Source organism: Hymenobacter sp. BT730 (genome assembly GCF_030542105.1).
Taxonomy (GTDB): Bacteria; Bacteroidota; Bacteroidia; order Cytophagales; family Hymenobacteraceae; genus Hymenobacter.
The window spans coordinates 940548-965818 of the sequence record NZ_JAUOFB010000001.1; the positions used below are offsets into that span (position 1 = coordinate 940548).

Genomic DNA, 25271 nt, shown 5'->3' on the forward strand with positions numbered 1-25271 from the left:
AAAGTATAGGAGCCCTAGCCCCAGAAAGTCTGAGCCAGTAGGTACACGTTCAGCAGGATAATAATGGCTGAAACGAGCCATGCTACGATCTGCACCCAGGGTTTGTTTGCAAACACGCCCATCTTGGCCTTGCTGCCAGTAAACAGCACCAGCGGCACCACCGCAAAGCTGAGTTGGAATGAGAGAATAACCTGACTCAGTACCAACAGCTCGCCGGTGCCCTTCTCTCCGTACAACAGCGTAACAATCAGAGCCGGTACTATGGCTATGCCACGGGTAATAATCCGACGCACCCACAGCTTTAGCTTTAGATCCAGAAAGCCCTCCATTACAATCTGGCCGGCCAGCGTGCCCGTGAGCGTAGAGTTCTGACCCGAAGCCAGCAGGGCCACAGCAAATACGATGCTGGCCGCGCCGGCCCCTAGTACTGGTGTCAGGAGCTGGTGGGCTTCGTTAATGTCGGCAACGTTCTGGCGGCCGGTACTATGAAAGGCCGCCGCAGCCATAACCAGGATTGCGGCATTCACAAAAAAGGCCAGAAACAGCGCCACCGTGGAGTCGATGGTAGAAAACTTGATAGCCATGCGTCGGCCTTCCTCGGTCTGCTCAATAGCACGGGTCTGCACAATGCTGGAGTGCAGATACAGATTGTGCGGCATGACGGTAGCTCCCAGAATACCAATGGCTACGTAGAGCATTTGGGGATTGGTCACTACTTGCGGCTGCGGCACCAGGCCCTTCAGCAAGGCAAAGTAATCGGGGTGCGAAACAATGATTTCGTAGAGGAAGCAGCCGAAGATGAGCACAATGAGGCCACCAACAATGCTTTCCAGCACCCGGAAGCCACGACTTTGCAGCATCAGCACTACCAGCACGTCCAGAATAGTAAGCACCACGCCCCAGGCCAGCGGCAGGCCAAACAGCAGGTTCAGGGCAATGGCCGAGCCAATTACCTCGGCTAGGTCGCAGGCGGCAATGGCAATTTCACACAGTACCCACAGCACCATGGCCACGGGCTTGGAGTAATGGTCGCGGCAGGCCTGGGCCAGGTCGCGCCCGGTTACAATACCGAGCTTGGCTGCCAGATGCTGAAGCAACATGGCAAACAAATTCGAAATCAGAATGACGGAAAGCAGCGTATAGCCGTAACGGGAGCCACCGGCCAGGTCTGTGGCCCAGTTGCCAGGGTCCATATAGCCCACTGCCACCATTAGGCCAGGGCCCCAGAAGGCAAATAGCTTCCGCCAGAACGAAGCACTGGCCGGCGGTACTTTAATAGAGCCAAACACTTCTACTAAAGAAGGTGCGTGCCGGGGGCGCCGCCACCCGGTAAGAGGAGCTTCCTGGGGTGGAGCCGGAGCGGGGGGAGGGATAGTCACAGGCATTTTAGCAGGAGAACAAGTTTCCACAAATAACGGCTATTTTAGGCTGATCTAAAAATATTTTTAAGCCGGTATAAATACTCTGTATTCGGTAAAAAGTTTTAGCGCCCGGGTTTCTTTCCGGACTTTTGTACGGTAGCTCTCGTTTCCTGCTCTATGTTGTCGTCGGTTAAATTGCGGTTTGGTCTTCTTTCCCTGGTGGTGAGCTTGGCGCTGGTAGGAGTGAAGTTCTATGCCTACTTCCTGACCCGCTCCCAAGCGGTGCTGACCGATGCGCTGGAATCCATTATCAATGTGGCTACTAGCGGCTTTGCGCTCTACAGTATTTACCTGGCCAGCCTGCCTAAGGATGAAAACCACCCCTACGGCCATGGCAAGATTGAATACTTGTCTATCGGCTTTGAAGGTGCCCTGATTCTATCAGCCGGCTTCTACATTTTCCATTCGGCCATTCAAAGTCTGATCCATCCGCATACGCTTGCCCGGCCCGACTGGGGTATGGCGCTGCTGGGCATCACGGCCATTGTGAACCTGATAGTGGGCTTTCTGCTGGTTCGGGCCGGTAAAAAGTACCACTCAGTAGCCTTGGTGGGCGACGGGCAGCATCTGTACCTCGATTCCGTCAGCACACTGGTTTCCGTGGTGGCGCTGCTGCTGGTAATGCTTACCGGCAATGTGCTCTTCGACTCCGTGGCCGCCCTGATTCTGGGCGTGGTGATTGTGGTAAATGGCTACCGCATGGTGCGCCGCTCCGTCTCCGGCCTGATGGATGAGTCGGATGTAGCAACGGTGGAGCAGGTCATTTCTGAGCTGAGCGCCCACCGGCAGCCCGCCTGGATAGATGTACACAACCTGCGCGTGCTGCGCTACGGTGCCAATCTGCACATCGACTGCCACTTTACGCTCCCATACTATTTCAGCCTGGAAGAGACGCACACCGAACTGCACAACATTGAGCAGGTGGTGCGCAGCCGGTTTACTGTGGAGGTGGAAATGTTTGTGCACCCCGACCCCTGCACCTTTGCCGCGTGCTCGCACTGCCGCATGCCCGACTGTCCCGTGCGCCAGCACGCCTTTGACCGGGAGATTCCCTGGGTGATTTCCAACGTGGTGAAAAACGAACGGCACCGCCTGGAGCAGGAGGCCAGCTAAACAGGGCCGCTTCCGGCTTAGCGAATGAGCTGCACCCAGCCTTTGGTAGCGGGTGCGTTGGGCGGCGTCAAAATGTAGTAATACAGCCCGCTAGGTTGCCCGTCCCCAGTCCAGTTGTTCTGATAGTGGCTGTACTGGCGCACCAATCGGCCCCAGCGGTTGAAGATGCGCAACTGGCAATCATTGGGCAGGCTATCAAATACAAAGGTGTCATTCCGGGCGTCACCGTTCGGCGTAAATACATTGTAGGCGCCAAAGGGCTTGGCCACCAAGGCGGGCACCACGCGCACAACCACCACCCGGTTTTGCACGGCCTTAGCCGGACAGGCATTGTCCTCAATGCGAAAAGGAATCCGGAAGGTCTTACCGATATAGCGAGCATCAGGCTGCAGCAGCAGCTGTGCTATGGGGTGGCTGGTTTTGTTTGCCGTCAGCACCAAACTGCCCACTCCCACAGGGAGGAACTCGGGTGTAGTAATGGAAGGAACGCTGGGCGCCAGTTCGGGCGTGGTTACTGTAAGCTGGTCGTCGGGGTTAGGGTCCGTAAAATCGAGGCGCGCCATAGTGAGCCGGCCGGCCGGCACTTCAATCAGGGTAGAGTCGCTGTTCAGAATGTGTACCTCGGGAGCCGGTGCTGCCGTAGCCAGAGGCGGGTTAGGTACTTGGTTTTCCTGGCAGTCCATCACAATGACCAGCATATCGCGCCGTACGGAGCCAATCAGAACCCACTGGCCTTCCAGAAAGCGGTACTCTTTAATCTGTACCACCATTACGTACTTATTCTGCGCCTGCTTGGCCGTTTCCAGGCCGGGGGTATATAGCGCCGGGCGGAAAGTAACACTGCGGTTAAAATCGTTGATGCGGAAATTGGGCACTGCCAACGCATTGCCGCCTGCGCAGGTGCCCGGCTTAAAAGAGGGAATAGGAAAGCGGGCAGAATAATTTCCGCCGGGGTCAATTACCTGGCACTGTGGATTAGTAGCATCAACGCTGCCCGGATACAGACCCCAGCCAAGGGGCTCCTCGCAACCCGCCATCGGATCTGCCAGGTCATAAGCCAGGGAGTCGCCATCGGGCTCGGTAGCGGAGAAGGTAAGCGTAGTGGGCTGACGCCAGCACACAAAAGGGACCGGAATATCCTGCTCCAGAAACTGAGGCGAGGTATTCTCCAAAGCAGTGTTGTTAATCAGCGTGCGTAGGGTGGCCTCAAAATGAAGGGGTTGCACATGAGAAAAGCCACCAGGCAGGTTGGCCACCTCCGGCCGGGAGGCAATAGTCACGAACAAGCGCCACTCGGCGTTGGGTGGGAGCGTCAGGGTAGTCTGATACTGTGCGGTTTGGTAATTAGTGGCCTTGCGCGGGTCGCAGGGAGCCTGGGCACCCAGCGCCGTGCAGTACGGGTTTCCCAGCGTAGTAGGACCCTTCTGCGGAACCATTACATAGCCACTCAGGGGGACCAGGTCCACACAGCCGGTACCGCTGGCCCGGTAGTCGAGTCTGATTTCTTCAGGCACCTTTTCTCCGGAGCAGTCCCGGAAAAAGCCACAGGTAATGCGGTATTGATTGTTGCCAAGGGATTCATAGGTGAGCTGGCCCCCTTGCGCGTGCGAGGCCAGTACTGACTGCGGCAGAGCTATACATATCAGAAACAGCCATAGTTTATTTATTGCGTGTAGCGCTCTACCCATATAGCTGCTGAACTGAAGTATCGTAATGGCCTCCGGTTGGCGGAAAGTCAGAAGGCCAAAAGTACAGGAGAAGCAGCGGAAGATAAGCAGGTGCCCCAGCGGGTTATTTGATAGTAAATCGGGTGCGTAATTCCTGTTGGGGGCCATGCACCCGCACCGTGTACCAACCGGACCTTAATGTGCGCACTGGCAGCGCTATATAAGCCTGGCGGGGCGCCAGCGTAGCCGTGCTCACTTGCCGCCCCACAGCATCATGCACCGTAACGTCTACCGGCACCGGAAAGGAAGCGGATAACCGGAGCTCTACCCGGTTGCTGGCCGGATTAGGCCATACAGCCAGCACGGAGGGTGCCACTGCGGCCGTACTGGCGGTGGGCAGGTACGCCTTGTTTTGCAGCATCAGGATCTGGTCGTCGTTCGGCCCCACACTTCCTCTTCCATCCCGGTTACTGGTCCCAATAAACACCCGCCCATCCGGCGCCACGCAGATAGCCCGCAGGCGCCCGAAAAGATTATTGATGACCAGCACTGGCGCGCTTTTCAGACTGTTCCCATCGGCCTGCAGGGGAAGCTGCAGAAGTTGCCCGGCCTTCAGACTATTCAGCAGCAAAGAGTTGTTCCATTCCGGAATGGCGGGGTGATTATAATAGGCCAAGGCTGATACCGCCAGGGTGGGCGTCCAGGCAAACAAGGGCTCCTTCACATTTTTCTCCGTACAGAAAGGCTTTTCCGCCGCTTCATTACAAAATCCTTTTACCGTGGGCCAGCCGTAATTGCGCCCCGCTTCAATCAGGTTCACTTCATCATCAGAGTCGGGGCCGTGCTCTGAGCTATACAGGCGCCCGTTGGATGCCAGTACCAGTCCCTGTGGGTTGCGGTGGCCCAGGGTATATAGATACTTTCCGGGCTGTGGATTATCGGCCGGTATACTGCCATCCAAAGCAAGACGCAGAATCTTTCCGTTTAAACTCGCTGGGTCCTGCGGGGTGCTCTGGTTAGACCCATCTCCCGTTGACATCAAGAGGGTGCCATCAGGTAGAAAAGCCAGGTGAGAGCCGCTATGACTGCTGGCTGCCGGGATGCCCAAAAGCAAGTTGACGGGCGCACTGAGTGCCCCGGCAGCATACGTGTAGCGCACCAGCTTTTCCCGTGTCTGCCCACTGGCTGTATAGGTGTAAACCACATACACGTAGGGGGAGTTGGTAAAGTCCGGGTGCAGAGCCATGCCGAGCAAGCCGCCTTCTCCCACCTCCGCTACGTCGGGCACGGTAAGTAGCGCCACTACTTCCCCCGTGGCCGGGTTAATCCGACTGATACGACCGGGGCGCTCCGTCATCCAGAGAAAACTATCAGGGCCCCAAACCAACTGCCAGGGAGTATCCAGTTTGTTGACCAACTGGGTAACCGTGACCGTGGTATTGCCCACTTGCAGGGTGGTGGGCTGCGCTGCGCATACTCCTGCCCAGATCCATAGTAAGCTCACCAGTACAATGCTTTTCATGGAGGTATAAGAAAAGATGAATAAATAGCACTGGGTTAAGTAGAAAGATAACAATTTTAGATGGTGATGCATGCTGACCGCATCTGGATATGTTGTCTTGCTACTGCCTTTCGATAAGTATATTCACGCTGATGAAGAAGCTGTTACCCTTGTTGCTGATGGGCTTTGTTGGGCTGATTGCCGGCGCCATGCTCCCGCGCCCTGCCGAGCTGCCTGATATTACCGTGTCTATGGCGCGGGCCGCTCAGCAGCTGGTAGGCCTGAACTTCTCCGATTCCCAACTGGATTCGGCCCGCCGCGACCTGCAGGATTACCGCAACAACTATCTGGCGTTGCGTCAGGTGGCTTTGCCCAACAGCCTAATCCCGGCCGTGGCCTTCGACCCCCGCCCGCTGCGCCTGCGTACCGCGCCTGCTGCCCTGGCTACCGACTTTCGCCGGCTGCCGAAAATGGGCAAAGTAGCGCTGCCCACTAACCGCGACGAACTGGCTTACTATTCTGTGCGGCAGCTGGGCGAACTGCTCCGCACCCGGCAGATTAGCTCCGAAGAGCTGACCACCTTCTTTCTGACCCGTCTCCGGCGCTATAACCAAAAGCTGTACTGCGTTACTGCTTTCACCGATGAACTGGCCCTGCAACAGGCCCGCGCTGCCGATGTTGAAATACGACGGGGACACTACCGGGGCCCTTTGCATGGCGTGCCCTATGGTATTAAGGATCTGTTCAGTACCAAAACGTACCGCACTACCTGGGGCTCGGTACCTTTCAAGGATCAACTGCTGAATGAAGATGCCGCGGTAGTTACCCGCCTGCAGGAGGCGGGAGCCGTGCTGGTGGCCAAATTTACGCTGGGTGAGCTGGCCATGGGGGATGTCTGGTATGGGGGTAAAACCCGAACTCCCTGGGACATTACCAAAGGTTCCAGTGGCTCTTCGGCCGGTTCCGCCTCGGCCGTTTCGGCTGGTTTGGTACCCTTTGCCATTGGTACCGAAACGCTGGGCTCTATTGTAAGTCCCAGTACTGCCTGCGGAGTTACCGGCCTACGCCCTTCCTTTGGTCGCATCAGCCGCTACGGCGCTATGGCGCTCAGTTGGACCATGGATAAACCAGGCCCTATTGCCCGCTCTGCCGAGGATTGTGCCACCGTGCTGGGTGCCCTTACCGGCCCCGACCCCCGCGACCCCGCCACGCTGCTGGCACCTGCCAGCTTCCAGTATGCTTTTGATGCCGGAGTGAAAAAGCTTCGGGTGGGCTATCTGAAGACTGATTTCGCGCAGTTATATTCCAATCAGGCCCACGACCAGGCGACGCTCACGGTGCTACGTAAGCTGGGCCTGGAGTTGGTCCCCCTGGAGCTGCCGGACTTGCCTGCCGTAGACCTCACCTTTGGGCTCACGGCCGAATCGGCGGCGGCGTTTGATGAGCTGACCCGCTCCGGCCGCGACCGGCAAATGGTGCAGCAAAGCCGGGATGCCTGGCCCAGTATTTTTCGCTCGTCGCGGTTTATTCCGGCCGTAGAGTATCTGCAGGCGCAGCGCGTGCGCACCCTACTGATTGAGGAAATGGATCAGCGCCTGCAAGGGCTGGATGCCTACCTTGCGCCGTCGTTTTCGGGCGCTAATCTTATTCTGACTAACCTCACCGGTCACCCGGCCGTGACGGTGCCCAATGGCTTTAATGCCAATGGGCTGCCCACCAGCATTACTTTTTGTGCCCCGCTGTATGGCGAGGCCCGGCTGCTGGCCTTGGTGAAAGCCTATCAGGATGCTACTGATTTTGATGAAAAGCATCCTCCTCTCACCTTTTAACTTTTCTGCTCCTTGACTTCCTATCAGGCCCAACATTCTTCCAGCTTCACTATCAGTACCGATGTCGCGCTTCTGGACATAGTAGCCATTCACCGTTACCTGAGTGAGGATTCCTATTGGGCAAAGGGTATTCCGTATGCTACAGTAGACCGGGCCATAGCCAATTCCCTCAACTTTGGTCTATATGCCCCCAATGGTCAGCAGGCCGGGTTTGCCCGCATCATTACCGACTACGCCACGTTTGCCTGGCTCTGTGACGTTTTCGTGCTGCCGGGGTTTCGTGGCCAAGGCCTTTCTAAATGGCTGATGGAAGTGGTATGGGCTCACCCGGACCTGCAAGGCTTGCGCCGGCGAATGCTGGCTACACTGGATGCCCACGGCCTATATACTCAGTTTGGCTTTGCGCCCTTGGTCGCCCCAGAGCGGTTTCTGGAAATCCGCCAGCATAATCCCTATGGGGTAGAAACCGCTAACTAATACATCAACAGCACTTATTTGTCCTCCTCTGTGACCCCTACTGCTCTGGAAGCGCGCTGGCATCAACTTACCGCCCCCTTGCTTCCCGACGCCGCCTTGCGCGAAGCTACTTACCGCCAGCTCGTAAGGGCTTACGAAGCGCCTGAAAGGCACTATCATTCCCTGGAGCACATTCGCCGGCTGCTGAACACTCTGGACGAGCACCGGGATATGGTGCAGGATGCCACGGTGGTAGAGTTGGCTATTTGGTTTCATGATGCCGTGTACAACCCTCTGCGCGACGATAATGAAGCCCGAAGTTCTCAGTTGGCCCGGGAATTTCTGGAGAATACCTCGTTGTCTAAGGAGCAGTGGGCGCGGGTTAGGTTTCTGATTGAGCGTACCAAAGACCATAGTCAGCCTCAGCCTGCTGACGATACCGACTTACATTTCTTCCTCGATGCCGACCTACAGATTCTGGGTGCCCCGGAGGCAGACTATGGGCAGTATGCGCAGCAGGTACGCCAGGAGTACCGACTGGTGCCCGACTTTCTGTACCGCCGGGGCCGCCGGAAGGTGCTGGAAAAGCTGCTAAGCAGTTCACCATTGTACCGCACCAACTTTTTTCATCAGAAGCTGGAAGAAGCGGCTCGGTATAATTTGCAGGCAGAACTATCCAAGTGGGAGCGGGGAGGCTTGTGAGTTTCCTGGGTAGCGTGTTGCAGACACTAATGTAAGTAAGGAGTGCCTGCAACACGCTACCTTCCGGTGCCGTCCTTGTTCGCCGCGTATTTCGCGAATTCTTATTACCGTTTCTCTTTACCCATGCGCTTTCTCTATTTCGCTCAGCTGCTGTGGCTGGTTCCCGTTTCCGCAGCATTAGCTCAATCAGCGGTACCGGCCACTGCCCCGCTCACGGTTGAAAAAATAATGCGCGACCCGGCTCAGTGGCTCGGTAGCTCGCCCACCAACATCTATTGGAGCGAGGATGGCCGCCTTATTTACTTCAACTGGAACCCGGAAAAAGCCCGTCGTGATTCCTTGTACGCCATTGCGCCCCACGGTGGAATCCCAAAGAAAGTCAGCTTGCGGGAGCAGCGCACCTTGCCTGCTGCTTCCGGCGTCTATAACCAGAACTACACCCGCAAAGTGTATGAGAAGGAAGGAGATATCTACCTGCTGGAGCTGAAATCGATGAAAACCCGGCGCGTAACCAATACCGCAGAGCGGGAGTCGGACCCGCGCTTTGCTCTGCAGGGGCAAGTGGTGAGCTACACGCGCAATGGCAACCTGTTTACCTGGGACCCCACAACCGGCGAAACCACCCAGCGCACGGACTTCCGCCGCGGCCCTAAACCTGCCGGCCCGCAACCCACCGATAAATCGGAGAAGTTTCTGAAGGCCCAGCAGCTGGCCTTGTTTGAAGTATTACAGCAGCGGGAGCAGGATGCCAGGGCGCGCGAGCGGCAGCAAAAGGCTCTGGCCCTGCTTCGTCCCAAAGCTATTTACCTCGGTACCAAAACCGTCGAAAACCTGCAGCTCAGCCCCGATGGTCACTTCGTGACCTACACGCTGGCCCAGGAGCCTGCCGTCAGCAAAGTAGCTGTAGTGCCCAGCTTCGTTACTACCTCGGGCTTCACCGAGGACCTATCCACCCGCACCAAAGTGGGCGCGGCCCAAACGGCCTACGAGTTGGGACTTTATGACATCGGGCGGGATACCACGTTTGTGCTAGGCTACCGCGACCTGAAAGGGTTGGATGAGCAGCCCGCTTACCGTAAGGAATATCAGCTGGCGGCCAAAGCACCCCAGCCTGCCGATTCCAGCAAAGTCAAAAAAGAGAAGCCTGCCACCGAACTGCGGCGCGTAATTCCCTACGGCCCCTTTTGGTCCGATAACGGTAAACACGCCTTTCTGGTCATTCGCTCCACCGATAACAAGGACCGGTGGATTGTAGCGCTGGACGCGCCCACCCAGAAAATCAAGCTGCTGGACCGCCAGCACGATGATGCCTGGGTAAACGGCCCGGGCATTGGCTACGAAGCCGGCGCCGTAGGCTGGCTGCCCGATAACCAGCATATCTGGTTTCAAAGTGAAGAAACCGGCTATTCGCACCTCTACTCAGTAGATATAACCAGTGGACAGAAGAAGGCGTTGACCAGTGGGAAGTTCGAAATCCAGACAGCGCGCCTAAGCCGTGACAGAAAAACCTGGTATCTGACGGCCAACAAAACCGCGCCTGGTGAGCAACAGGCCTACCGCATGCCGGTGCAGGGCGGCCCGCTCACCCAACTCACCACGCGCCCCGGAGCTAGTGAAATCTTCCTCTCGCCCGATGAGAAAACCCTCGCTGTGCGCTACAGCTACACCAATAAGCCCTGGGAGCTGTATGTGATGCCCAACAAGCCCGGCGCCACCATGCGCCAACTCACACACTCCACCACTCCGGAGTTTGAAAGCTACGCCTGGCGCGACCCTGAGGTCATTACTATTCCCACCCGGGATGGAGCGCAGGTATATGCCCGGTTGTATCGCCCGGCTTCGCCGCAGGCTCAGGGGCCAGCCGTGGTCTTCGTACACGGCGCCGGTTACCTGCAGAACGCGCACAAGTGGTGGAGCCAGTACTTCCGGGAGTACATGTTCCATAATCTGTTGGCTGACCAGGGCTACACCGTGCTGGATATTGACTACCGGGGCTCTGCTGGCTACGGGCGCGATGTGCGCACCGGTATTTACCGCTACATGGGTGGTAAGGACCTCACTGATCAGGTAGATGGCGCCAAGCTGTTGGCGGAGAAATATGGTGTCAGCCCTCAGCGCATTGGTATTTATGGTGGCAGCTACGGTGGCTTTATTACCCTGATGGCCATGTTCACCCAGCCCGAAGTATTTAAAGCCGGGGCCGCTCTGCGCTCCGTTACCGACTGGGCCCATTACAACCACGCCTACACGGATAACATCCTGAACGAGCCATACTCCGACAGCCTGGCCTATGTCCGCTCTTCGCCCATTTATTATGCTAATGGCCTGAAGGGAGCCCTGCTCATGTGCCACGGCATGGTAGATACCAATGTACACTTCCAGGATATTGTGCGGCTTACCCAACGGCTCATCGAGCTGAAAAAGGAAAACTGGGAGCTAGCCGTATATCCCATGGAAGACCACGGCTTTGTAGAGCCCAGCTCCTGGACCGATGAGTACAAGCGTATTCTAAAGCTGTTTGAAACCAACCTGAAATCGGTAAGTACACCGGCTGCAACTGGCCAAATCAGTAGGTAGAACAGCGGATTCTGAACCATTTAAAAAGCCCGTGCACCTTAGTAGCGCACGGGCTTTTTAAATGGTTCAGAATCCGCTTTACTGATCAGTATTCCGGTTCAGGCGGTAGGCAATATTGATGACCCCCAAGTGGCTGCGTAAATTATACTCCGTGTGAATGACGTCGATAAATGTATTGCTTGGTTGTGCTATAACAATGGATTCCACGGCCGTTCGATCTTCTAATAGCCCTTCCTGATAACGCCAACTTATAGTAGAAGTGAAGCGCTTCCAGCGGTAGCCAGCTTCCACATAAAGCCCTACCTGCTGGTAAGGATAAGTCAGCCGATTTCTTCTGGGAAGGTTAATGCCTTTATAGGTCAAATTTGTAGCGCCGGGGTAGGCAGCTTCATTCTCACGAAGTGAAGTAAAAGCCATTGTAATACCGGCGCCGGCCAGCAATTGGCCGGTTTGCAGGGGGCGTAGCATCCGGAAACCCAGTTGAGCAGTAATTTGGTTGCCGCTAAGCCGGTACATTTTGCGTGGGTAGCCTGCTTGGCCGGAAGTAAATTCCTTCTGGTAGCGTTGCATAGTCCGGTAACTGCCTTCTGTGTGCAGCGCAAAGTGCCGACCGGGAAATAGGATATCAGCGTACAGCCCAGCCAGAGGGCGTAAACTACTTTCCAGTCTTTCATTTTTCAGATATTGCATTTCAACAGCTATCAAATCATATCCCTGTGTGCTAGAGTATACTGTGCCAGGCTCAGCGTCTGGTTTCTCACTATGGGCAGTCGTACTGGCGTATGCGGCGCCGGTCTGCACGCCCCAATCCAGCCGCACGCGGTTTTGGCCTTTGGGCTTTTCATCGTTGTGCTGGGTAGCGGCCATCGGCTGGCCGAGGCAGGTAGTGTTGTATTGCTGCACTAGCCGGATAATGGCTTTCTCGTCGTAGGGTAATTTGCTGATGCGAGACTCCACTTCCGGGCAGGCGGGCAGAAAGGCGCGGAGTTGCTCCCGATAGTCATTTACTCGGCTTAAATAGCGCCGTCCGTCGGGGCCGGTGTATTGATACCGACGGTCTACCAATTCCAGCGGTGTCTGTTCCTGGTACAGTAAGAAATAATGCGGTGTAGTACCCTGAAAAGCCGCCAGTAGCGTGATGGGACCTTCTACCAATACTTCAGTCACCAGGGTGTCCTTCACAAAGCGTGTGCGTGGTGCATCAGTTTGCAGATAGGCCGGGTTGCTTTCCGCGGCCGCATCATAAGTCAGGTATTGCGTACGCCAGTTGCGCAGGTTGTGCAGACCAAACCCAAGCAGGGAACGAGTCCGAAGCGTTTGTAGGGCCATCTGTCCCTGAGGCCGGAACCGGATAATGGCGGGCGCATCCTGCCAGTAGGCGTTTTCCAAGTCGCCCCGCACCGTGTCGCCGGCCGCCCGCACATAGTAGCCGGGCTGAATCGTTTGGGAAAACCCCGAAGAAAGCGAAAAGCAGAACGATAGGAAGATAACCGCGCTTAATGCGTAGAGGTAGCGAAGCATAGACCGACAATAAATGGAATAAGGCCTCAAGGATGCAGAAAGATACACAGGACGCAGGGAAGCCAGGCGCCATGCATTGGCTACTCTAGCGGCCATGAAGGCAGATTGAAGAAGCATTAGGGTAACACCAGTTTCTACATGCTTCCTGCCTTGCATAAAACTCGTAGCTTTGCGGCCCGCCCACCAGTGCTTTGGGCAGGGCAGGGGCTACCGGCCTCTCGCGCACTTCTATCTAAAAAGCTGATGTCGTACCTGTTTACTTCCGAGTCCGTTTCGGAAGGTCATCCCGATAAAGTAGCCGACCAGATTTCCGATGCTATTCTTGACGAGTATTTGCGTCAGGATCCTGCGTCCAAGGTTGCCTGCGAAACCCTTGTTACCACGGATTTCGTGCTGGTTGCCGGCGAAATCAAATCTAAGGCGCACGTAGAGGCCGAGCCCATTGCCCGCGAGGTCATCCGCCGCATTGGCTACAATAAGCCCGAATATCTGTTTAATGCTGATACCTGCGAGGTAATGAACCGCCTGCACGAGCAGTCACCGGACATTAACCAAGGCGTAGAACGCGCCAAAGACGAAGAGCAGGGCGCCGGTGACCAGGGGATGATGTTCGGTTACGCTACCAACGAAACCGAGAACTACATGCCGCTGGCCCTAGACCTCTCGCACCGCTTGCTGGAAGAGTTGGCCCGCATCCGCAAAATTGGTCAGGAAATGACGTATCTGCGTCCCGATGCCAAGTCGCAGGTTACCATCCGCTACGCCGATGATAACACCCCGGAAGCCATTGAGACTATCGTGGTCAGCACGCAGCATGATGAATTTGATGCCTCAGAGGAGAAAATGCTAAAGCAGATTTCCGACGACATCCGCAACATCCTCATTCCCCGCGTAAAAGCTAGACTGGGTGCGGAAGTGCAGCAGCTCTTCACCGACCAGATTACCTACCACATCAACCCCACGGGCAAGTTCGTCATTGGTGGCCCGCACGGCGACACCGGCCTGACCGGCCGCAAAATTATCGTAGATACCTACGGCGGCAAAGGTGCCCACGGCGGTGGTGCTTTCTCCGGTAAAGACTCCTCTAAAGTAGACCGCTCCGCAGCCTACGCTACCCGCCACATTGCCAAAAACCTGGTGGCGGCCGGCGTAGCCGACCAGGTACTGGTACAAGTGGCCTATGCCATTGGCGTAGCCCAGCCTGTGGGCCTCTATGTAACTACCTATGGCACTACCAAAGTAAAGGGCGCCAACGGCCAGCCTCTTACCGATGGTGAAATAGCCGAGAAGGTAAACAAGCTCTTTGACATGCGCCCCTACGCTATTGTAAAGCGCTTCGGGCTGCAGAATCCCATCTTTGGCGATACCGCCGCTTATGGTCATTTGGGCCGCAACCCCGGTACCAAGCAGGTAACCATGAGCAATGGGGAAGTAAAGACCTTTGAAACTTTTACCTGGGAGAAGCTGGATTACGTGGATAAAATTAAAGCAGAATTTGGCCTGTAATCACCCACTCTGCAGCTAACGAAAAGCCCCGTCTGATATATCAGGCGGGGCTTTTTTATGGCCAAATGGCAAGGGTAAGCTAGTGGCTCACCATTTTGTCCTTGTACCGGGTAATCTGCCGTTTCAGGCTATCGGCGGCAGCATCAGCGGCTGCTTCAAACGTACCCGCATCTTCTTGGGCAAACAACGTAGTGCCCGGCACGTGAACCTTGATTTCGACGGTCTTATTAGAAATACCATCCTTGTTATTCAGGCGCAGAATAACTTCACCTTCGGTCACACGGTCATAGAAGGTTTCGAGCTTGTCGAGGCGCTTCTGGATGAAATCGAGCAGTTTCTGGTCGGCGTTAAAGTGCACCGATTGCGTCTGTACTTTCATCGATTGTGGGGTTTGGGAGTAAGAAATAAGAAACAACTCAGGCCTTTGGATGGGCCTTTTCAAAAACCGCTTTCAGCTTATCAATAGATAAGTGCGTGTATACCTGCGTGGCTGCCAGATTAGCGTGGCCCAGCAACTCTTTAATAGCATTTAGGTCGGCTCCTTTCCCTAGCAGATGCGTGGCAAAGGAATGCCGCAGCACGTGCGGGTGCTGCTGCGAAGTAGCCGTGGTAATTTGCCCCAAATAGTGCTTTACAGTACGGTACACGAACTTTTCATAGAGCGGTTCTTGCTTATTGGTAACGAGCAGGACGCCGCGGGCGTTGTCGCCGCTGCCAAATTCGTGTTGCTTTAACGCTATATAGCGCTCCAGTACTTGTACTAGCGTAGGATTGAGCGGTACCACGCGCTGCTTGTTGCCTTTGCCCGTTACGCGCACCGTACGGGCCGGCAGACTGACATCATCGTGCCGGATACCGAGTAGCTCTGAAAGGCGGATTCCCGTACCATAGAGAAGTTCCAGTATCAACTGGTCGCGCACACCCTCAAGGGAGTCCGGAAACTCAAAGGAATTGAGCAGACCATTGAGCGAGTCTTCCGGAATAAAATCGGGCAGCTTCTTGCCTGCTTTAGGCGAAGTAATGCGCAGCATCGGGTTTTTGCTGATAACCCCCGTACGCAGCAAAAACTTGTAGTAGGAGCGGAGACAGGCAATTTTGCGGTTCACGGTGCGCGGGTCGCGCTGCTGCTCCATTAAGGTCACAATCCAGGAGCGGATCAAAGTATGATCTGCCTGCGCTGGTTTCTCCAGCTCATAGGTGGTGTGGAGATACTCGGCAAACTGCCGCAAGTCCGTTTGGTAAGACACCAGCGTATGGGGGCTGAAGCGTCGCTCGAACCGTAAATAGTCAAAAAATAATTCCATACGCGGGCTACTGCCAGCCAAAGGGGCCGGACAACCAATGTATGGAATTATTTTGAAAAGTAAGAACGCGAAAAAACCGTCTGATTCGCTCCAGAGAGCAAATCAGACGGTTTTTATATTCCGTCAACGGGGGCAGTTAGTTAGCGGCCTCGTTACCGTACATCGTCTGCTTATAGGCAGCCTTAATCTTCTGCTTGCGCTTCGTGATAGAAGGCTTCTGGAAGAACGTGCGACGACGCAGCTCTTTCAGCACGCCAGTGCGCTCAAACTTCTTCTTAAAACGCTTAAGTGCACGGTCAACCGACTCGTTCTCCTTGATTTGGACGATGATCATATATTCAGTGAGCTTGAAAACTATTCCTGGATTGAGGGGGGCAAAGATAAGCAGAGATTTCAATGTTTTGAAATGATTCCACAGAATTTCCTGCGCGGTACGTTACGCTAGGGCTGTGCCAATCAGTGAAATCCAGCAAAACCTGGCCCAATCAAGGTTTCTACTTTAGGAGCGTACGAGCAATAACCAGCTTTTGAATCTCCGAAGTACCCTCGCCAATAGTGCAAAGCTTAGCGTCGCGGTAGTATTTCTCGGCCGGATAGTCTTTGGTAAAGCCGTAACCACCAAAAATCTGCACACCTTCGTTCGCCGCGCGCACGCACACTTCCGAAGCATACAGCTTCGCCATAGCTGACTCGCGGTTTACGTTCAGCCCTCGGTCCTTCATATCGGCAGCGCGGTACGTCAGCAGCGAAGCAGCTTCAATTTCGGTAGCCATATCGGCCAGCTTAAAGGAAATACCCTGGAAGCTGGAAATAGGCTGATTGAACTGGTAACGCTCCTTGGAGTATTGCAACGCGGCCTCATAGGCACCCTGGGCAATGCCCAGGCTCAGGGCTGCAATGCTGATGCGGCCACCGTCCAGCACTTTCAGCGCCTGTACGAAGCCGTCGCCTACTTTGCCAATGATGTTTTCCTTGGGGACGCGGCAATCCGTGAAAATCAACTCGGTGGTTTCGGAAGCGCGCATACCCAGCTTGTCTTCCTTGCGGCCAGCTGCAAAGCCAGGAGTGCCCCGCTCAATTATAAAGGCCGTCATGGCGTGGGAGTCGCCTACTTCACCCGTCCGGGCAATCACTACGGCTACGTTGCCGCTTTTGCCGTGGGTAATAAAGTTCTTGGCTCCATTCAGCACGTAATGGTCGCCATCTTCAATGGCCACCGTGCGCATGTTGCCGGCGTCAGAACCGGTGTTGGGCTCCGTGAGGCCCCAAGCGCCAATCCATTCGCCGGAAGCCAACTTGGGTAGGTACTTGCGTTTCTGCTCTTCGGAGGCATGCTGCAGAATGTGGCCCGTGCACAGCGAATTATGCGCTGCCATGGACAAACCAATGCTGCCATCAATTTTTGATAACTCCGCAATGGCGGTTACGTACTCGGTGTAACCAAAACCGGATCCGCCGTATTCCTGCGGTACCAGTACGCCCATTAGACCTAGCTCACCCAGTTTGTGAAACACTTCCACCGGGAATTCCTGGCTTTCGTCCCACTTCATCATGTGCGGCTTGATGTGTGTGGCACCAAAGTCACGCACCATCTGCGCAATCATTGTCTGGTTTTCAGTAGCTACCAGTTCCATGTAGTAAATCGTTTGGGTGGGAAGTAAGGGGATAACCGAAAAAGCCCGGTTTTGGGTTTGCGAAAGTAGCTTTTTTACAGCAGCTACGCTTGCCTCTGCCAATCCCAGTCAAGCTGCTGATTTTGAAAGGGGGCGCAATTTCGGTAACTTTGAAGGTTTTTTAGGAGAAATTGGCTAATCAGTAGCTGGTTTTGCTACAATAAATTTTGTTTACCTCATTGGCTAACCCAGCCTTCATGCGCATTACTTCTCTCCGCCCGCTAGTTTGGTTTCTACTAGTTCAGGGTGCCTTGCTCAGCTCCTGCGCCTCCTCCAGGCTTTATAAGCAGAATATCATGTTTCGGACCGAGGGCAGCACTGCCGTGGTCGATACGAGCAAGCTTCGTGATGCCTTGGGAAGGTTAGGCCGAAACTATATTATTCGGCCAAATGATTACTTACAGGTTAGAGTATATACCAACCGGGGCGAGCGGCTGCTTGATCCTAATGGCGAGTTGCGTTTTGGAGTTCCTGGAAACCAGTCGGTACAGAGTGGAGTATCGGGCAGTACCCTAAACAATAATAATGCGCAAGGTGCTGGTAATCTTTCTATACCACGCGGTGGTGATGTAGGAAGCAAGCCGGCTGGGGAAGCAGAATTTTTGGTTCAGGCAGACGGACGGGTGAAGCTGCCTATGGTTGACTTTGTGAAAGTAAGTGGCTATACCTTGGTGCAGGCTGATAGTGTTCTGCAGTTACGGTATAATACCTTTTACAAAGAATCTTTCGTCGCCACCCGGGTAACGAACAGCCGGGTATTTGTGTTAGGTGCTCCAGGTGGTCGTATTGTGCCGTTGTATAACGAAAATATGAACCTTTTAGAGGTTTTATCGGCCATTGGGGGAATTGATGCAACAGGTATCAATGGTAGTATAGGCGGAGGTGCTAACATGGGGGGGCGTTTAGGGAAAGCCTATAATATACGCCTCATTCGGGGCGACCTTAGAAATCCTCAAGTGCAGGTTGTTGATCTTTCAACAATTGATGGCATGCGGAAAGCAGATCTGCAGATTCATCCAAATGATATTATATATGTAGAGCCAGTACGCAAGCCTTTTACAGAGGCTGTAGCAGATATACTTCCCATATTGTCTACTATAACATCAGTTATTACAACGGTATTGTTAATTAATAATCTTAGTAAATAAATATCTATATTCTGTAAAAAGAATCTTTGACTTCTAAAGCTGGAATGGCAAGAAACGAAAACGCTGAACTGGAAAACCTGATCCGTAATAGTTTGGGAAATCAACCAGCTATAAATACTCCAGAGCCGGAATCAGAAACCGAGGGCAGTGGGCTTGATGTGGCTACCTTAGTAATGGTAGTGCGCAAAAGCCTGCCTTGGATGCTACTGTTCATCCTTGTTGGGTTACTAGCATCCTGGACTTATTTACGCTACACGCAGCCACTTTATAAATCTTCATCTATTCTAAAAATAGATGAAAAGCAGGAGGCTGGTACTTTAGGATTAGCAGGCAATCTGGCGGGACCGGAAAGTCCCCTCACTTTAAATAACTTATCGGGAGAAGTAGAATTAATCAAATCAAATTTGATTTATCGGCAGTTACGGGATTCGCTGGAACTGGATGTAAATTATTATGCGCAGGGTACCGTATTAGAAAGTGAGTTGTACAAAACGGCACCCTTTCATGTAGAGTATAGTATCAAGGATCCGACCCTGTATGGAGTTCGGTTTAACGTGCAATTTCTGTCTAAGGACAAATTTGTTCTTTCCTATTCTTCAGGGCAGAATGAAGTATCAGAGGAGCATGGCGTTAATTCTCCTATTACAAATCCTGGTATTAGTTTACAGATTAGCCTCACGCCGCAGTTTTCTGCTGATGTTATTGGTAAGGACTATCATTTTGTGATAAAAGATAATGGCGCTATTAACCAATATATTGACCAGAATCTGACAGTCGAAGTTATTAATCCGGATGCCAGCACAATTGGTATTTCGTTTACGGATCATAATCCGGTAAAAGCCCAGGATATTGTTAATCGGATTGATACCGTCTATCTGGTAGAAAAGCTGGCGAAGAACTCACAGAGCCAGCAACAAACCTTACAGTATCTGGATGAACAGCTAGATGTTACGCGCGACAGCCTGCAACGGGCTGAATTAGCTTTGCAGCGCTTTGTAAAAGCTAATAAGACCTATGATGTAAAAGCAGATGTTGGTGCGCTTACCGGTAAACTGGCCGAACAGGAAAAGGAAAGAATAGAACTGCAAAAACGGCTGGACTTATTAAACGGCGTGGCCCGCTTAGTGCAACGGGACCGTATCACTCGGGATGATAATGCCACTGTGGAGCAGAGCATACCCGGTCTGGTGATGTTAGAAGATGCGGTTCTGACCCAACAGATTTCAGAATTGAATTTAGCGCAGCAGGATCTGCGTCGGGTAATGCGTTCCAGTACGGAAGCTACAGAAGCTGTTCAGCAACGGAAAGAGGCAGTAGAGTATGCTAAGCATAACGTGCAGGATGCTTTGCAGCAGAGTATGCGAGTAGTACGGGAACAGCTTGCTACACTAAATCAACAGCGCGGGCAGTACAGCGCCCAATTGCAAGTGCTTCCCCAGCGTGAGACGGAACTGGCGCGGTTACGTCGTCCATTTGAGCTGTTTGAGAAGTCCTATCTAATGCTGATGGATAAGAAAGTGGAGTTCAGCATTGCTAAAGCTGGTACTACCCCGGATTTTCAAATTCTGTCTCCAGCCTCGTCTCCCGGAGCGCCCATTTCTCCGGTGCGTATGATTGTATATGCTATTGGGCTGGCTAGTGGTATTGTGTTAGGCCTGGGTTTAGTGGCAGTCCGCTACTTTATGCACAACACTGTAACCAGTAGCCGGGAACTAGAGAATAACTGCATGGCTCCCGTATTGGGTGTTATTCCCACCTATGATAAAGAGAAGCTTTCTGTCTCCAAGCTGATTGTCGACAAAAATCCGAAGTCAGCTATTTCAGAATCCATCCGGTCTATTCGTACCAATTTGGAATTTATGGCCTCTTCTAAAAAGAAGCGGCTGATTTCTATTACCTCAACGGTGAGCGGCGAAGGCAAAACGTTTGTGGCGGTAAACCTGGGTGGAATTATAGCTCTGTCGGAACAGCGTGTCGTCATTCTGGATCTGGACATGCGCAAGCCAAAAGTCAATCTGGCTTTTGGGGCCGAAAATATAAAAGGGGTTAGTACAATTTTGATTGAGCGGCATAGCTGGGAGGAATGCATTCAGCATACGTCTATTCCCACGCTCGATTTTATTTCTGCCGGGCCTACGCCGCCTAACCCTTCTGAGCTGATTCTCAGCCCTAAGTTTGATGAGCTACTGGCCAACTTACACCAGCAGTATGATGTCATCATGATTGATACGCCTCCCGTAGGACTAGTGACAGATGGTATTCTCATCATGCGTAAGGCCGACCTGCCGATTTATATTGTGCGGGCTGACTACTCGAAAAAGGCTTTCCTTAAAAATATTAACAAGCTAATTCGTACGAATGGCTTTACCCGGTTAGCTACTATTCTGAACGATGCCCGTGGCGCCGGTATGTATGGCTATGGCTATGGCTACGGCTATGGTTACGGACAGGGCTATGGGCAGGGATATTATGAAGAGGTACAACCCAAGCTCAGCTTGTGGCGGCGGTTGCGGCAGCGTTTTGCTTAACCTGCGGGTATGGCCTCGTTCCTAAGTAAGTTGTTTGGTAGCCGCGCTGCCGCGGTGGAAGCAGCCTCTTTAGGAGCGTTGGAAGTAGACATGCATTCCCACCTGCTGCCGGGGCTGGACGATGGTGCCGAAACGCTGGAGCATTCTATCGAGTTGCTCCGGGAAATGCAGGCGCTGGGCTACCGAAAACTGGTAATGACGCCCCATATCATGGGGGATTTTTACAAAAATACGCCGGAGGGAGTGCGGGCTGCTTTGAACAATTTGCAGCAGGCCGCTCAGCAGGCTGGCATCACTGACTTAGCACTGGAGTGCGCCGCTGAGTATTATCTGGATGAATGGTTTGGCCGGAAGCTGGAGGCTGCCGAGCCCCTTCTCAGTTTCGGCGGAAGCCAGAAGTACCTGCTCTTTGAAACTTCCTATATCAACGAGCCTTTTAACCTGCAGGAAACCATTTTCAACCTAAAAGCGGCGGGCTATCAACCCGTCATGGCGCACCCAGAGCGGTATACTTACCTCTATGGACGTTTTGATGAGTTGAGAAAGATCCGGGAGTCAGGCGTATTGCTGCAGGTGAATCTGAACTCTCTTTCCGGATATTACTCGCAGGGCGCCCGTCATGTAGCTGAAAAGCTTATTGATGCCGGTTTGGTAGATATGCTGGGGACTGATGCGCATCATGTAAAGCATACTGAAACGCTCCGCACCAAAGTTCTGATGGCCGAATATCTGCAGAAAGCATTAGCATTACCCTTGCTTAACAAGTACCTGTAAAATGGTTTTCGTTACGGGTGGCAGCGGGCTTATTGGCAGTTTCTTGATTCCGGCGCTGGTAGCACGCGGACTGCAGGTGCGAGCCCTGTATCGGGGACAGATACCCACTATTGCTGCTGCTGACCAGGTAGAATGGGTGGAAGGAGACCTGCGCGATTCACTGGCCATCCAACAGGCAGTGCAGGGCGTAAGCCATGTCTTTCATTGTGCTGGCCTGGTTTCTTACGCGCCGCAGGATGAAGAAGCCCTGTTACAGGTGAATGTGGAGGGTACTGCTGTCCTGGTTGATGCCTGCCTGATGCAATCAGGTATTCGCTTTTGCCACGTGTCTTCTGTCGCAGCGCTGGGAGGAGGCGCCTTACCTTCTATAGGAATCAATAGCCCAACACTAGTAAACGAAGAGGCTAAGTGGGATTTAGGTGCCAGCCACTCGGCTTATGCTACTTCCAAATACTTGGGTGAACTGGAAGTATGGCGCGGCATTTCGGAAGGATTGGCGGCGGTTATTGTCAATCCATCGGTTATCCTGGGACCGGCCGACTGGAACAGGAGTAGTACCCGCTTGTTTCAATATGCTTACAACGAGCACTGGTTCTATACGCCCGGCAATATCAATGTAGTTGATGTGCGCGATGTAGTGGCCGCCATGCTATGCCTTACCTTGGATCTGCCGGTGCGCGGGGAACGGTATGTGTTGAGTGCGGCGGCCCTGTCCCTGCATGACTTCCTGGTACAGGCTGCTAAATGTTTCGGCAAAAAACCGCCTGCTACCCTCGTTCCAGATTGGGCTGCTGAGACCATCTGGCGGGTAGAGCATTTACGCTCCTTACTAACGGGTGCCCGGCCGCTCATCACTAAGGATACGGCCCGGGCCGGGCGTCGCTACCTGGTGTATCAGGCCAACAAGGTGCAACAGGCAACCGGGCTCACTTTTCGGGCCGTAGCTGAAACCATTGACTGGTGCTGTACAGAATTGCAACGGAACGTGCACGCCTCCGGTGCGGTTGTTGTATCTTAGTATACCCGCTCTTTTTTCGGTTTAAAAGAAGAGCATTTGACCGCAAATGCTGCCGTTTTGGCGGCTTCCTGCTGATAGTAGTAGCATGAGAATGAATGAGAATTTTGAGGACCGGGATGAAGTGCTGGACACCGTACGTCGTTTTGAACGGATGCTGGCCAACAATGAGCCCGTGTTTTTTGATCTAGGCGATTTTGAGAACATTATCGACCATTATACCACCCACACCCAGTACGATAAAGCCCTGCGGGCTTGCGAGGCGGCTATTGCCCAATATCCTTTCAGCACCGAATTGCTTATTGACCGTTCCCAGGTATTAGCCATGAAGGGCGAGTACCTGGCGGCGGCGGCGCAGATAGAAGATGTAGCCCTGCTCGATCCGGACAACCCGGACGTGGCCGTAACGCGTGGTATCATTGCCACGCAGAAAGGCGAATTCTCAGAAGCCGTAGCCTATTTCCTAAGTGCATTGGAGCGCGCCCCTGACCGTGACGATATCCACTTTAATCTGGGCTTGGCTTACCAAAGCTGGCAGAAGTTCAAGAGTGCGGCCAAGTACTACAAACAAAGCCTGCGCCTGAACCTGGATAACGAGGTGGCCGTGCAGGAACTGCTGTATTGTCTGGAAGTTTCGGAGAGGCTGGAGACCAACCTGGAGTTTTTCCGCCGCTTCACCGATGATGATCCGTACTCCGCTTTAGCCTGGTACAATCTGGGGCAGGCCTATTTCCGCCTGGGCCGGTACGATGATGCCGTAGCTGCTTTTGAGTATGCTATTCTGATTGACGGCAAGTTTTACGATGCGCATGGCTACCTGGCCAGCACCTACGTGAACCAGGAACTCTACCGCAAGGCTATTGAAGAGTTTCAGCTGAGCTACGAAAAGGATAAGCCTACGGCGGAAGCGCTGTGCAACATTGGTGAGTGCCACGAGAAACTAGCCGAATGGGACCAGGCGCGCCGGTATTACCAGAAGTCCATTGATCTGGATGAAACCATGGATGAAGCCTGGTTCGGCATCGGCATTGTGCTGAGCGCGCAGGACCGGAACTTCGAGGCCATTCACTTCTTCCGGCGGGCAGTAAACCTGTATGAGGAAAGTGTGGAGTATTGGATGGCACTGGCCACGGCAGAATATCAGGTGGGTAACATTGTCAGTGCCATTGAGTGCTACGAAAAAGCCACCCTGGTAGCCCCCGATAACAAAGACGCCTGGCTTAACTGGAGCATCATTCTCTACGAGCAAGGCAACTATGATGGGGCTATTGACCTGATGCGTAATGCCGTGGAAATTCAGCCTGCCGAAGCCGAATTGCACTACCGTCTGTGCGCCTACCTGCTGGCCGCTGGTCGTTACCGGGAGGCCTACGAGTGCCTGGAAAATGCCCTGGTGCTCGATTTCGATAAGCACCGCCTGCTCTTCGATTATTTCCCCGAGCTGGAGTCGCAGCGCGCCCTGGCCCGACTGATTGATCAATACCGCAAGTAAGCAACAGGAGCTACCTGCATTTAAGGAAGAAGCCCGGGAGGTTTGGCCAAGCGCCAGCTTCCCGGGCTCTTATCTTTTCAGCCGATATAAAATCTGAACAGTACTTTTGCGTATCGGATTTACTTTTTCCGAGTAGCGGCTCCGGTACCATAAGGGAGCCTTTCACACCTTTTCACGCCTAAGTGCCTACTTTCTTCTGATGAACTACGACCTGAACCAAATTCCTGAGCGCACCGCTAAGCCCCGTGAACAAGGCTTTACCATGGTAATGGACAAAGGCCTGAGCGTGCGCGAAGTAGAAGACTTTCTGGAAGTAGGCGCCTCCTACACCGATATCGTAAAGCTGGGTTGGGCTACTTCCTACGTAACCCCTAACCTCAAGCGCAAGCTGGAAGTGTACAAAGAGGCCGGCATTCCGGTATACTTCGGCGGTACGCTGTTCGAGGCGTTTATCATCCGCAATCAGTTTGACGACTACCGCCGCCTGCTCGATACCATGGGCATGGAGTATGCCGAGGTATCTGACGGTTCCATTGATCTGGACCATGAGCAAAAGCTGAAGTTCATTCAGACGCTGTCGAAAGACGTGCGCGTGTTGTCAGAAGTAGGCTCCAAGGACGCGGAGAAGATCATTCCGCCCTACAAGTGGATTCAGCAGATGCGCACGGAACTGGAAGCCGGCGCCGAAAAGGTTATTGGAGAAGCCCGCGAGGCAGGCAACGTAGGTCTGTTCCGCAGCACTGGCGAAGTACGCTCGGGTCTGGTAGAAGAAATTCTGACCCAGATTCCCTTCGAGAAAATCATCTGGGAAGCGCCCCAGAAAGCGCAGCAGGTATGGTTTATCAAGATGCTGGGCGCCAACGTGAACCTGGGCAACATTGCTCCCAATGAAATTATCTCGCTGGAAACCATTCGTCTGGGTTTGCGCGGCGACACCTTCACGCACTTCCTGGATATGGACAATGTAGCGGAGATGTTCAAGCCTGAGGTGAAGGCGCCCGGCAAGCCCGGCACGTCGATGCCCAGAGGTTAAGTCAGGAAACT

General features: G+C 53.7%; 20 protein-coding genes. 12 read left to right on the top strand and 8 right to left on the bottom strand.

All coding sequences use genetic code 11. The features are described from left to right. Nucleotides 1-14: 14 nt before the first annotated feature. Entirely contained in the window at nucleotides 15-1373 is a 1359-nt protein-coding gene (locus tag Q4G72_RS04020) for an Nramp family divalent metal transporter (protein WP_502213672.1), read from the bottom strand. A gap of 165 nt (nucleotides 1374-1538) precedes the next feature. Here Q4G72_RS04020 and Q4G72_RS04025 point away from each other — a divergent pair, with 165 nt between their 5' ends. Continuing rightward, on the top strand, nucleotides 1539-2534 hold the full coding sequence (locus Q4G72_RS04025; RefSeq protein ID WP_303310148.1) for a cation diffusion facilitator family transporter: 996 nt from the start codon (nucleotides 1539-1541) through the stop codon (nucleotides 2532-2534). 17 nt (nucleotides 2535-2551) lie between these two features. Here Q4G72_RS04025 and Q4G72_RS04030 read toward each other — a convergent pair whose 3' ends face one another. Both Q4G72_RS04030 and Q4G72_RS04035 read right to left on the bottom strand, forming a co-directional pair. Beyond that, nucleotides 2552-4222, bottom strand: coding sequence for a T9SS type B sorting domain-containing protein (locus Q4G72_RS04030; protein WP_303310149.1), 1671 nt, complete (start codon nucleotides 4220-4222; stop codon nucleotides 2552-2554). Between the two features lie 103 nt (nucleotides 4223-4325). Next, the gene (locus Q4G72_RS04035; protein WP_303310150.1) at nucleotides 4326-5723 is read right to left on the bottom strand and encodes a PQQ-dependent sugar dehydrogenase; all 1398 of its coding nucleotides are present in this window, start codon (nucleotides 5721-5723) and stop codon (nucleotides 4326-4328) included. A 131-nt stretch (nucleotides 5724-5854) separates the two neighbouring features. Here Q4G72_RS04035 and Q4G72_RS04040 point away from each other — a divergent pair, with 131 nt between their 5' ends. From Q4G72_RS04040 to Q4G72_RS04055, 4 genes are all read left to right on the top strand, one after another. Next, nucleotides 5855-7531 carry an amidase gene (locus tag Q4G72_RS04040; protein WP_303310151.1) on the top strand — a complete coding sequence of 559 codons (1677 nt, stop codon included), beginning with the start codon at nucleotides 5855-5857 and terminating at the stop codon, nucleotides 7529-7531. Between the two features lie 12 nt (nucleotides 7532-7543). Continuing rightward, a complete protein-coding gene (locus Q4G72_RS04045; protein WP_303310152.1) occupies nucleotides 7544-8008 on the top strand; it encodes a GNAT family N-acetyltransferase in 465 nt (154 codons plus the stop codon). Nucleotides 8009-8038: 30 nt separating this feature from the next. Further along, entirely contained in the window at nucleotides 8039-8689 is a 651-nt protein-coding gene (locus tag Q4G72_RS04050) for an HD domain-containing protein (RefSeq protein WP_303310153.1), read from the top strand. A gap of 123 nt (nucleotides 8690-8812) precedes the next feature. After that, a complete protein-coding gene (locus Q4G72_RS04055) occupies nucleotides 8813-11266 on the top strand; it encodes a S9 family peptidase (protein ID WP_303310154.1) in 2454 nt (817 codons plus the stop codon). Nucleotides 11267-11344: 78 nt separating this feature from the next. Here Q4G72_RS04055 and Q4G72_RS04060 read toward each other — a convergent pair whose 3' ends face one another. Then, the gene (locus Q4G72_RS04060) at nucleotides 11345-12787 is read right to left on the bottom strand and encodes a hypothetical protein (protein WP_303310155.1); all 1443 of its coding nucleotides are present in this window, start codon (nucleotides 12785-12787) and stop codon (nucleotides 11345-11347) included. A gap of 243 nt (nucleotides 12788-13030) precedes the next feature. Here Q4G72_RS04060 and metK point away from each other — a divergent pair, with 243 nt between their 5' ends. Then, complete coding sequence (gene metK / locus Q4G72_RS04065; protein WP_303310156.1) at nucleotides 13031-14293, top strand: methionine adenosyltransferase; 1263 nt, start codon at nucleotides 13031-13033, stop codon at nucleotides 14291-14293. Between the two features lie 79 nt (nucleotides 14294-14372). Here the strand turns inward: metK and hpf are convergent, their stop codons facing one another. From hpf to Q4G72_RS04085, 4 genes are all read right to left on the bottom strand, one after another. Then, complete coding sequence (hpf, locus tag Q4G72_RS04070; protein WP_044515627.1) at nucleotides 14373-14672, bottom strand: ribosome hibernation-promoting factor, HPF/YfiA family; 300 nt, start codon at nucleotides 14670-14672, stop codon at nucleotides 14373-14375. Nucleotides 14673-14709: 37 nt separating this feature from the next. Continuing rightward, nucleotides 14710-15597 carry a tyrosine-type recombinase/integrase gene (locus Q4G72_RS04075; RefSeq protein WP_303310157.1) on the bottom strand — a complete coding sequence of 296 codons (888 nt, stop codon included), beginning with the start codon at nucleotides 15595-15597 and terminating at the stop codon, nucleotides 14710-14712. 136 nt (nucleotides 15598-15733) lie between these two features. Continuing rightward, complete coding sequence (gene rpsU, locus Q4G72_RS04080; RefSeq protein ID WP_044517381.1) at nucleotides 15734-15931, bottom strand: 30S ribosomal protein S21; 198 nt, start codon at nucleotides 15929-15931, stop codon at nucleotides 15734-15736. 160 nt (nucleotides 15932-16091) lie between these two features. Next, nucleotides 16092-17231, bottom strand: a complete 1140-nt coding sequence (locus Q4G72_RS04085) for an acyl-CoA dehydrogenase family protein (RefSeq protein WP_121235888.1) — start codon at nucleotides 17229-17231, stop codon at nucleotides 16092-16094. 236 nt (nucleotides 17232-17467) lie between these two features. Here Q4G72_RS04085 and Q4G72_RS04090 point away from each other — a divergent pair, with 236 nt between their 5' ends. The 6 genes from Q4G72_RS04090 to Q4G72_RS04115 all read left to right on the top strand — a co-directional run bounded on the left by Q4G72_RS04090 (nucleotide 17468) and on the right by Q4G72_RS04115 (nucleotide 25260). Next, nucleotides 17468-18418 carry a polysaccharide biosynthesis/export family protein gene (locus Q4G72_RS04090; protein WP_303310158.1) on the top strand — a complete coding sequence of 317 codons (951 nt, stop codon included), beginning with the start codon at nucleotides 17468-17470 and terminating at the stop codon, nucleotides 18416-18418. Nucleotides 18419-18444: 26 nt separating this feature from the next. Next, on the top strand, nucleotides 18445-20946 hold the full coding sequence (locus Q4G72_RS04095) for a GumC family protein (RefSeq protein WP_303310159.1): 2502 nt from the start codon (nucleotides 18445-18447) through the stop codon (nucleotides 20944-20946). A gap of 9 nt (nucleotides 20947-20955) precedes the next feature. Next, the gene (locus Q4G72_RS04100; protein ID WP_303310160.1) at nucleotides 20956-21720 is read left to right on the top strand and encodes a tyrosine-protein phosphatase; all 765 of its coding nucleotides are present in this window, start codon (nucleotides 20956-20958) and stop codon (nucleotides 21718-21720) included. Nucleotide 21721: 1 nt separating this feature from the next. Further along, complete coding sequence (locus Q4G72_RS04105) at nucleotides 21722-22738, top strand: NAD-dependent epimerase/dehydratase family protein (RefSeq protein WP_303310161.1); 1017 nt, start codon at nucleotides 21722-21724, stop codon at nucleotides 22736-22738. Nucleotides 22739-22829: 91 nt separating this feature from the next. After that, the gene (locus Q4G72_RS04110) at nucleotides 22830-24227 is read left to right on the top strand and encodes a tetratricopeptide repeat protein (protein ID WP_303310162.1); all 1398 of its coding nucleotides are present in this window, start codon (nucleotides 22830-22832) and stop codon (nucleotides 24225-24227) included. Nucleotides 24228-24426: 199 nt separating this feature from the next. Beyond that, nucleotides 24427-25260, top strand: a complete 834-nt coding sequence (locus tag Q4G72_RS04115) for a phosphosulfolactate synthase (protein WP_303310163.1) — start codon at nucleotides 24427-24429, stop codon at nucleotides 25258-25260. Nucleotides 25261-25271: the final 11 nt, after the last annotated feature.

What these genes read in the sequence shown, in the direction of transcription:
- Q4G72_RS04075 (WP_303310157.1), bottom strand. Translation starts at nt 15,597, where the DNA reads ATGGAATTATTTTTTGACTATTTACGGTTCGAGCGACGCTTCAGCCCC.
- rpsU (WP_044517381.1), bottom strand. Translation starts at nt 15,931, where the DNA reads ATGATCATCGTCCAAATCAAGGAGAACGAGTCGGTTGACCGTGCACTT.
- Q4G72_RS04105 (WP_303310161.1), top strand. Translation starts at nt 21,722, where the DNA reads ATGGTTTTCGTTACGGGTGGCAGCGGGCTTATTGGCAGTTTCTTGATT.
- Q4G72_RS04060 (WP_303310155.1), bottom strand. Translation starts at nt 12,787, where the DNA reads ATGCTTCGCTACCTCTACGCATTAAGCGCGGTTATCTTCCTATCGTTC.
- Q4G72_RS04040 (WP_303310151.1), top strand. Translation starts at nt 5,855, where the DNA reads ATGAAGAAGCTGTTACCCTTGTTGCTGATGGGCTTTGTTGGGCTGATT.
- Q4G72_RS04055 (WP_303310154.1), top strand. Translation starts at nt 8,813, where the DNA reads ATGCGCTTTCTCTATTTCGCTCAGCTGCTGTGGCTGGTTCCCGTTTCC.
- Q4G72_RS04110 (WP_303310162.1), top strand. Translation starts at nt 22,830, where the DNA reads ATGAATGAGAATTTTGAGGACCGGGATGAAGTGCTGGACACCGTACGT.
- Q4G72_RS04090 (WP_303310158.1), top strand. Translation starts at nt 17,468, where the DNA reads ATGCGCATTACTTCTCTCCGCCCGCTAGTTTGGTTTCTACTAGTTCAG.
- Q4G72_RS04030 (WP_303310149.1), bottom strand. Translation starts at nt 4,222, where the DNA reads ATGGGTAGAGCGCTACACGCAATAAATAAACTATGGCTGTTTCTGATA.
- hpf (WP_044515627.1), bottom strand. Translation starts at nt 14,672, where the DNA reads ATGAAAGTACAGACGCAATCGGTGCACTTTAACGCCGACCAGAAACTG.
- Q4G72_RS04115 (WP_303310163.1), top strand. Translation starts at nt 24,427, where the DNA reads ATGAACTACGACCTGAACCAAATTCCTGAGCGCACCGCTAAGCCCCGT.
- Q4G72_RS04085 (WP_121235888.1), bottom strand. Translation starts at nt 17,231, where the DNA reads ATGGAACTGGTAGCTACTGAAAACCAGACAATGATTGCGCAGATGGTG.
- Q4G72_RS04025 (WP_303310148.1), top strand. Translation starts at nt 1,539, where the DNA reads ATGTTGTCGTCGGTTAAATTGCGGTTTGGTCTTCTTTCCCTGGTGGTG.
- Q4G72_RS04100 (WP_303310160.1), top strand. Translation starts at nt 20,956, where the DNA reads ATGGCCTCGTTCCTAAGTAAGTTGTTTGGTAGCCGCGCTGCCGCGGTG.
- Q4G72_RS04035 (WP_303310150.1), bottom strand. Translation starts at nt 5,723, where the DNA reads ATGAAAAGCATTGTACTGGTGAGCTTACTATGGATCTGGGCAGGAGTA.
- metK (WP_303310156.1), top strand. Translation starts at nt 13,031, where the DNA reads ATGTCGTACCTGTTTACTTCCGAGTCCGTTTCGGAAGGTCATCCCGAT.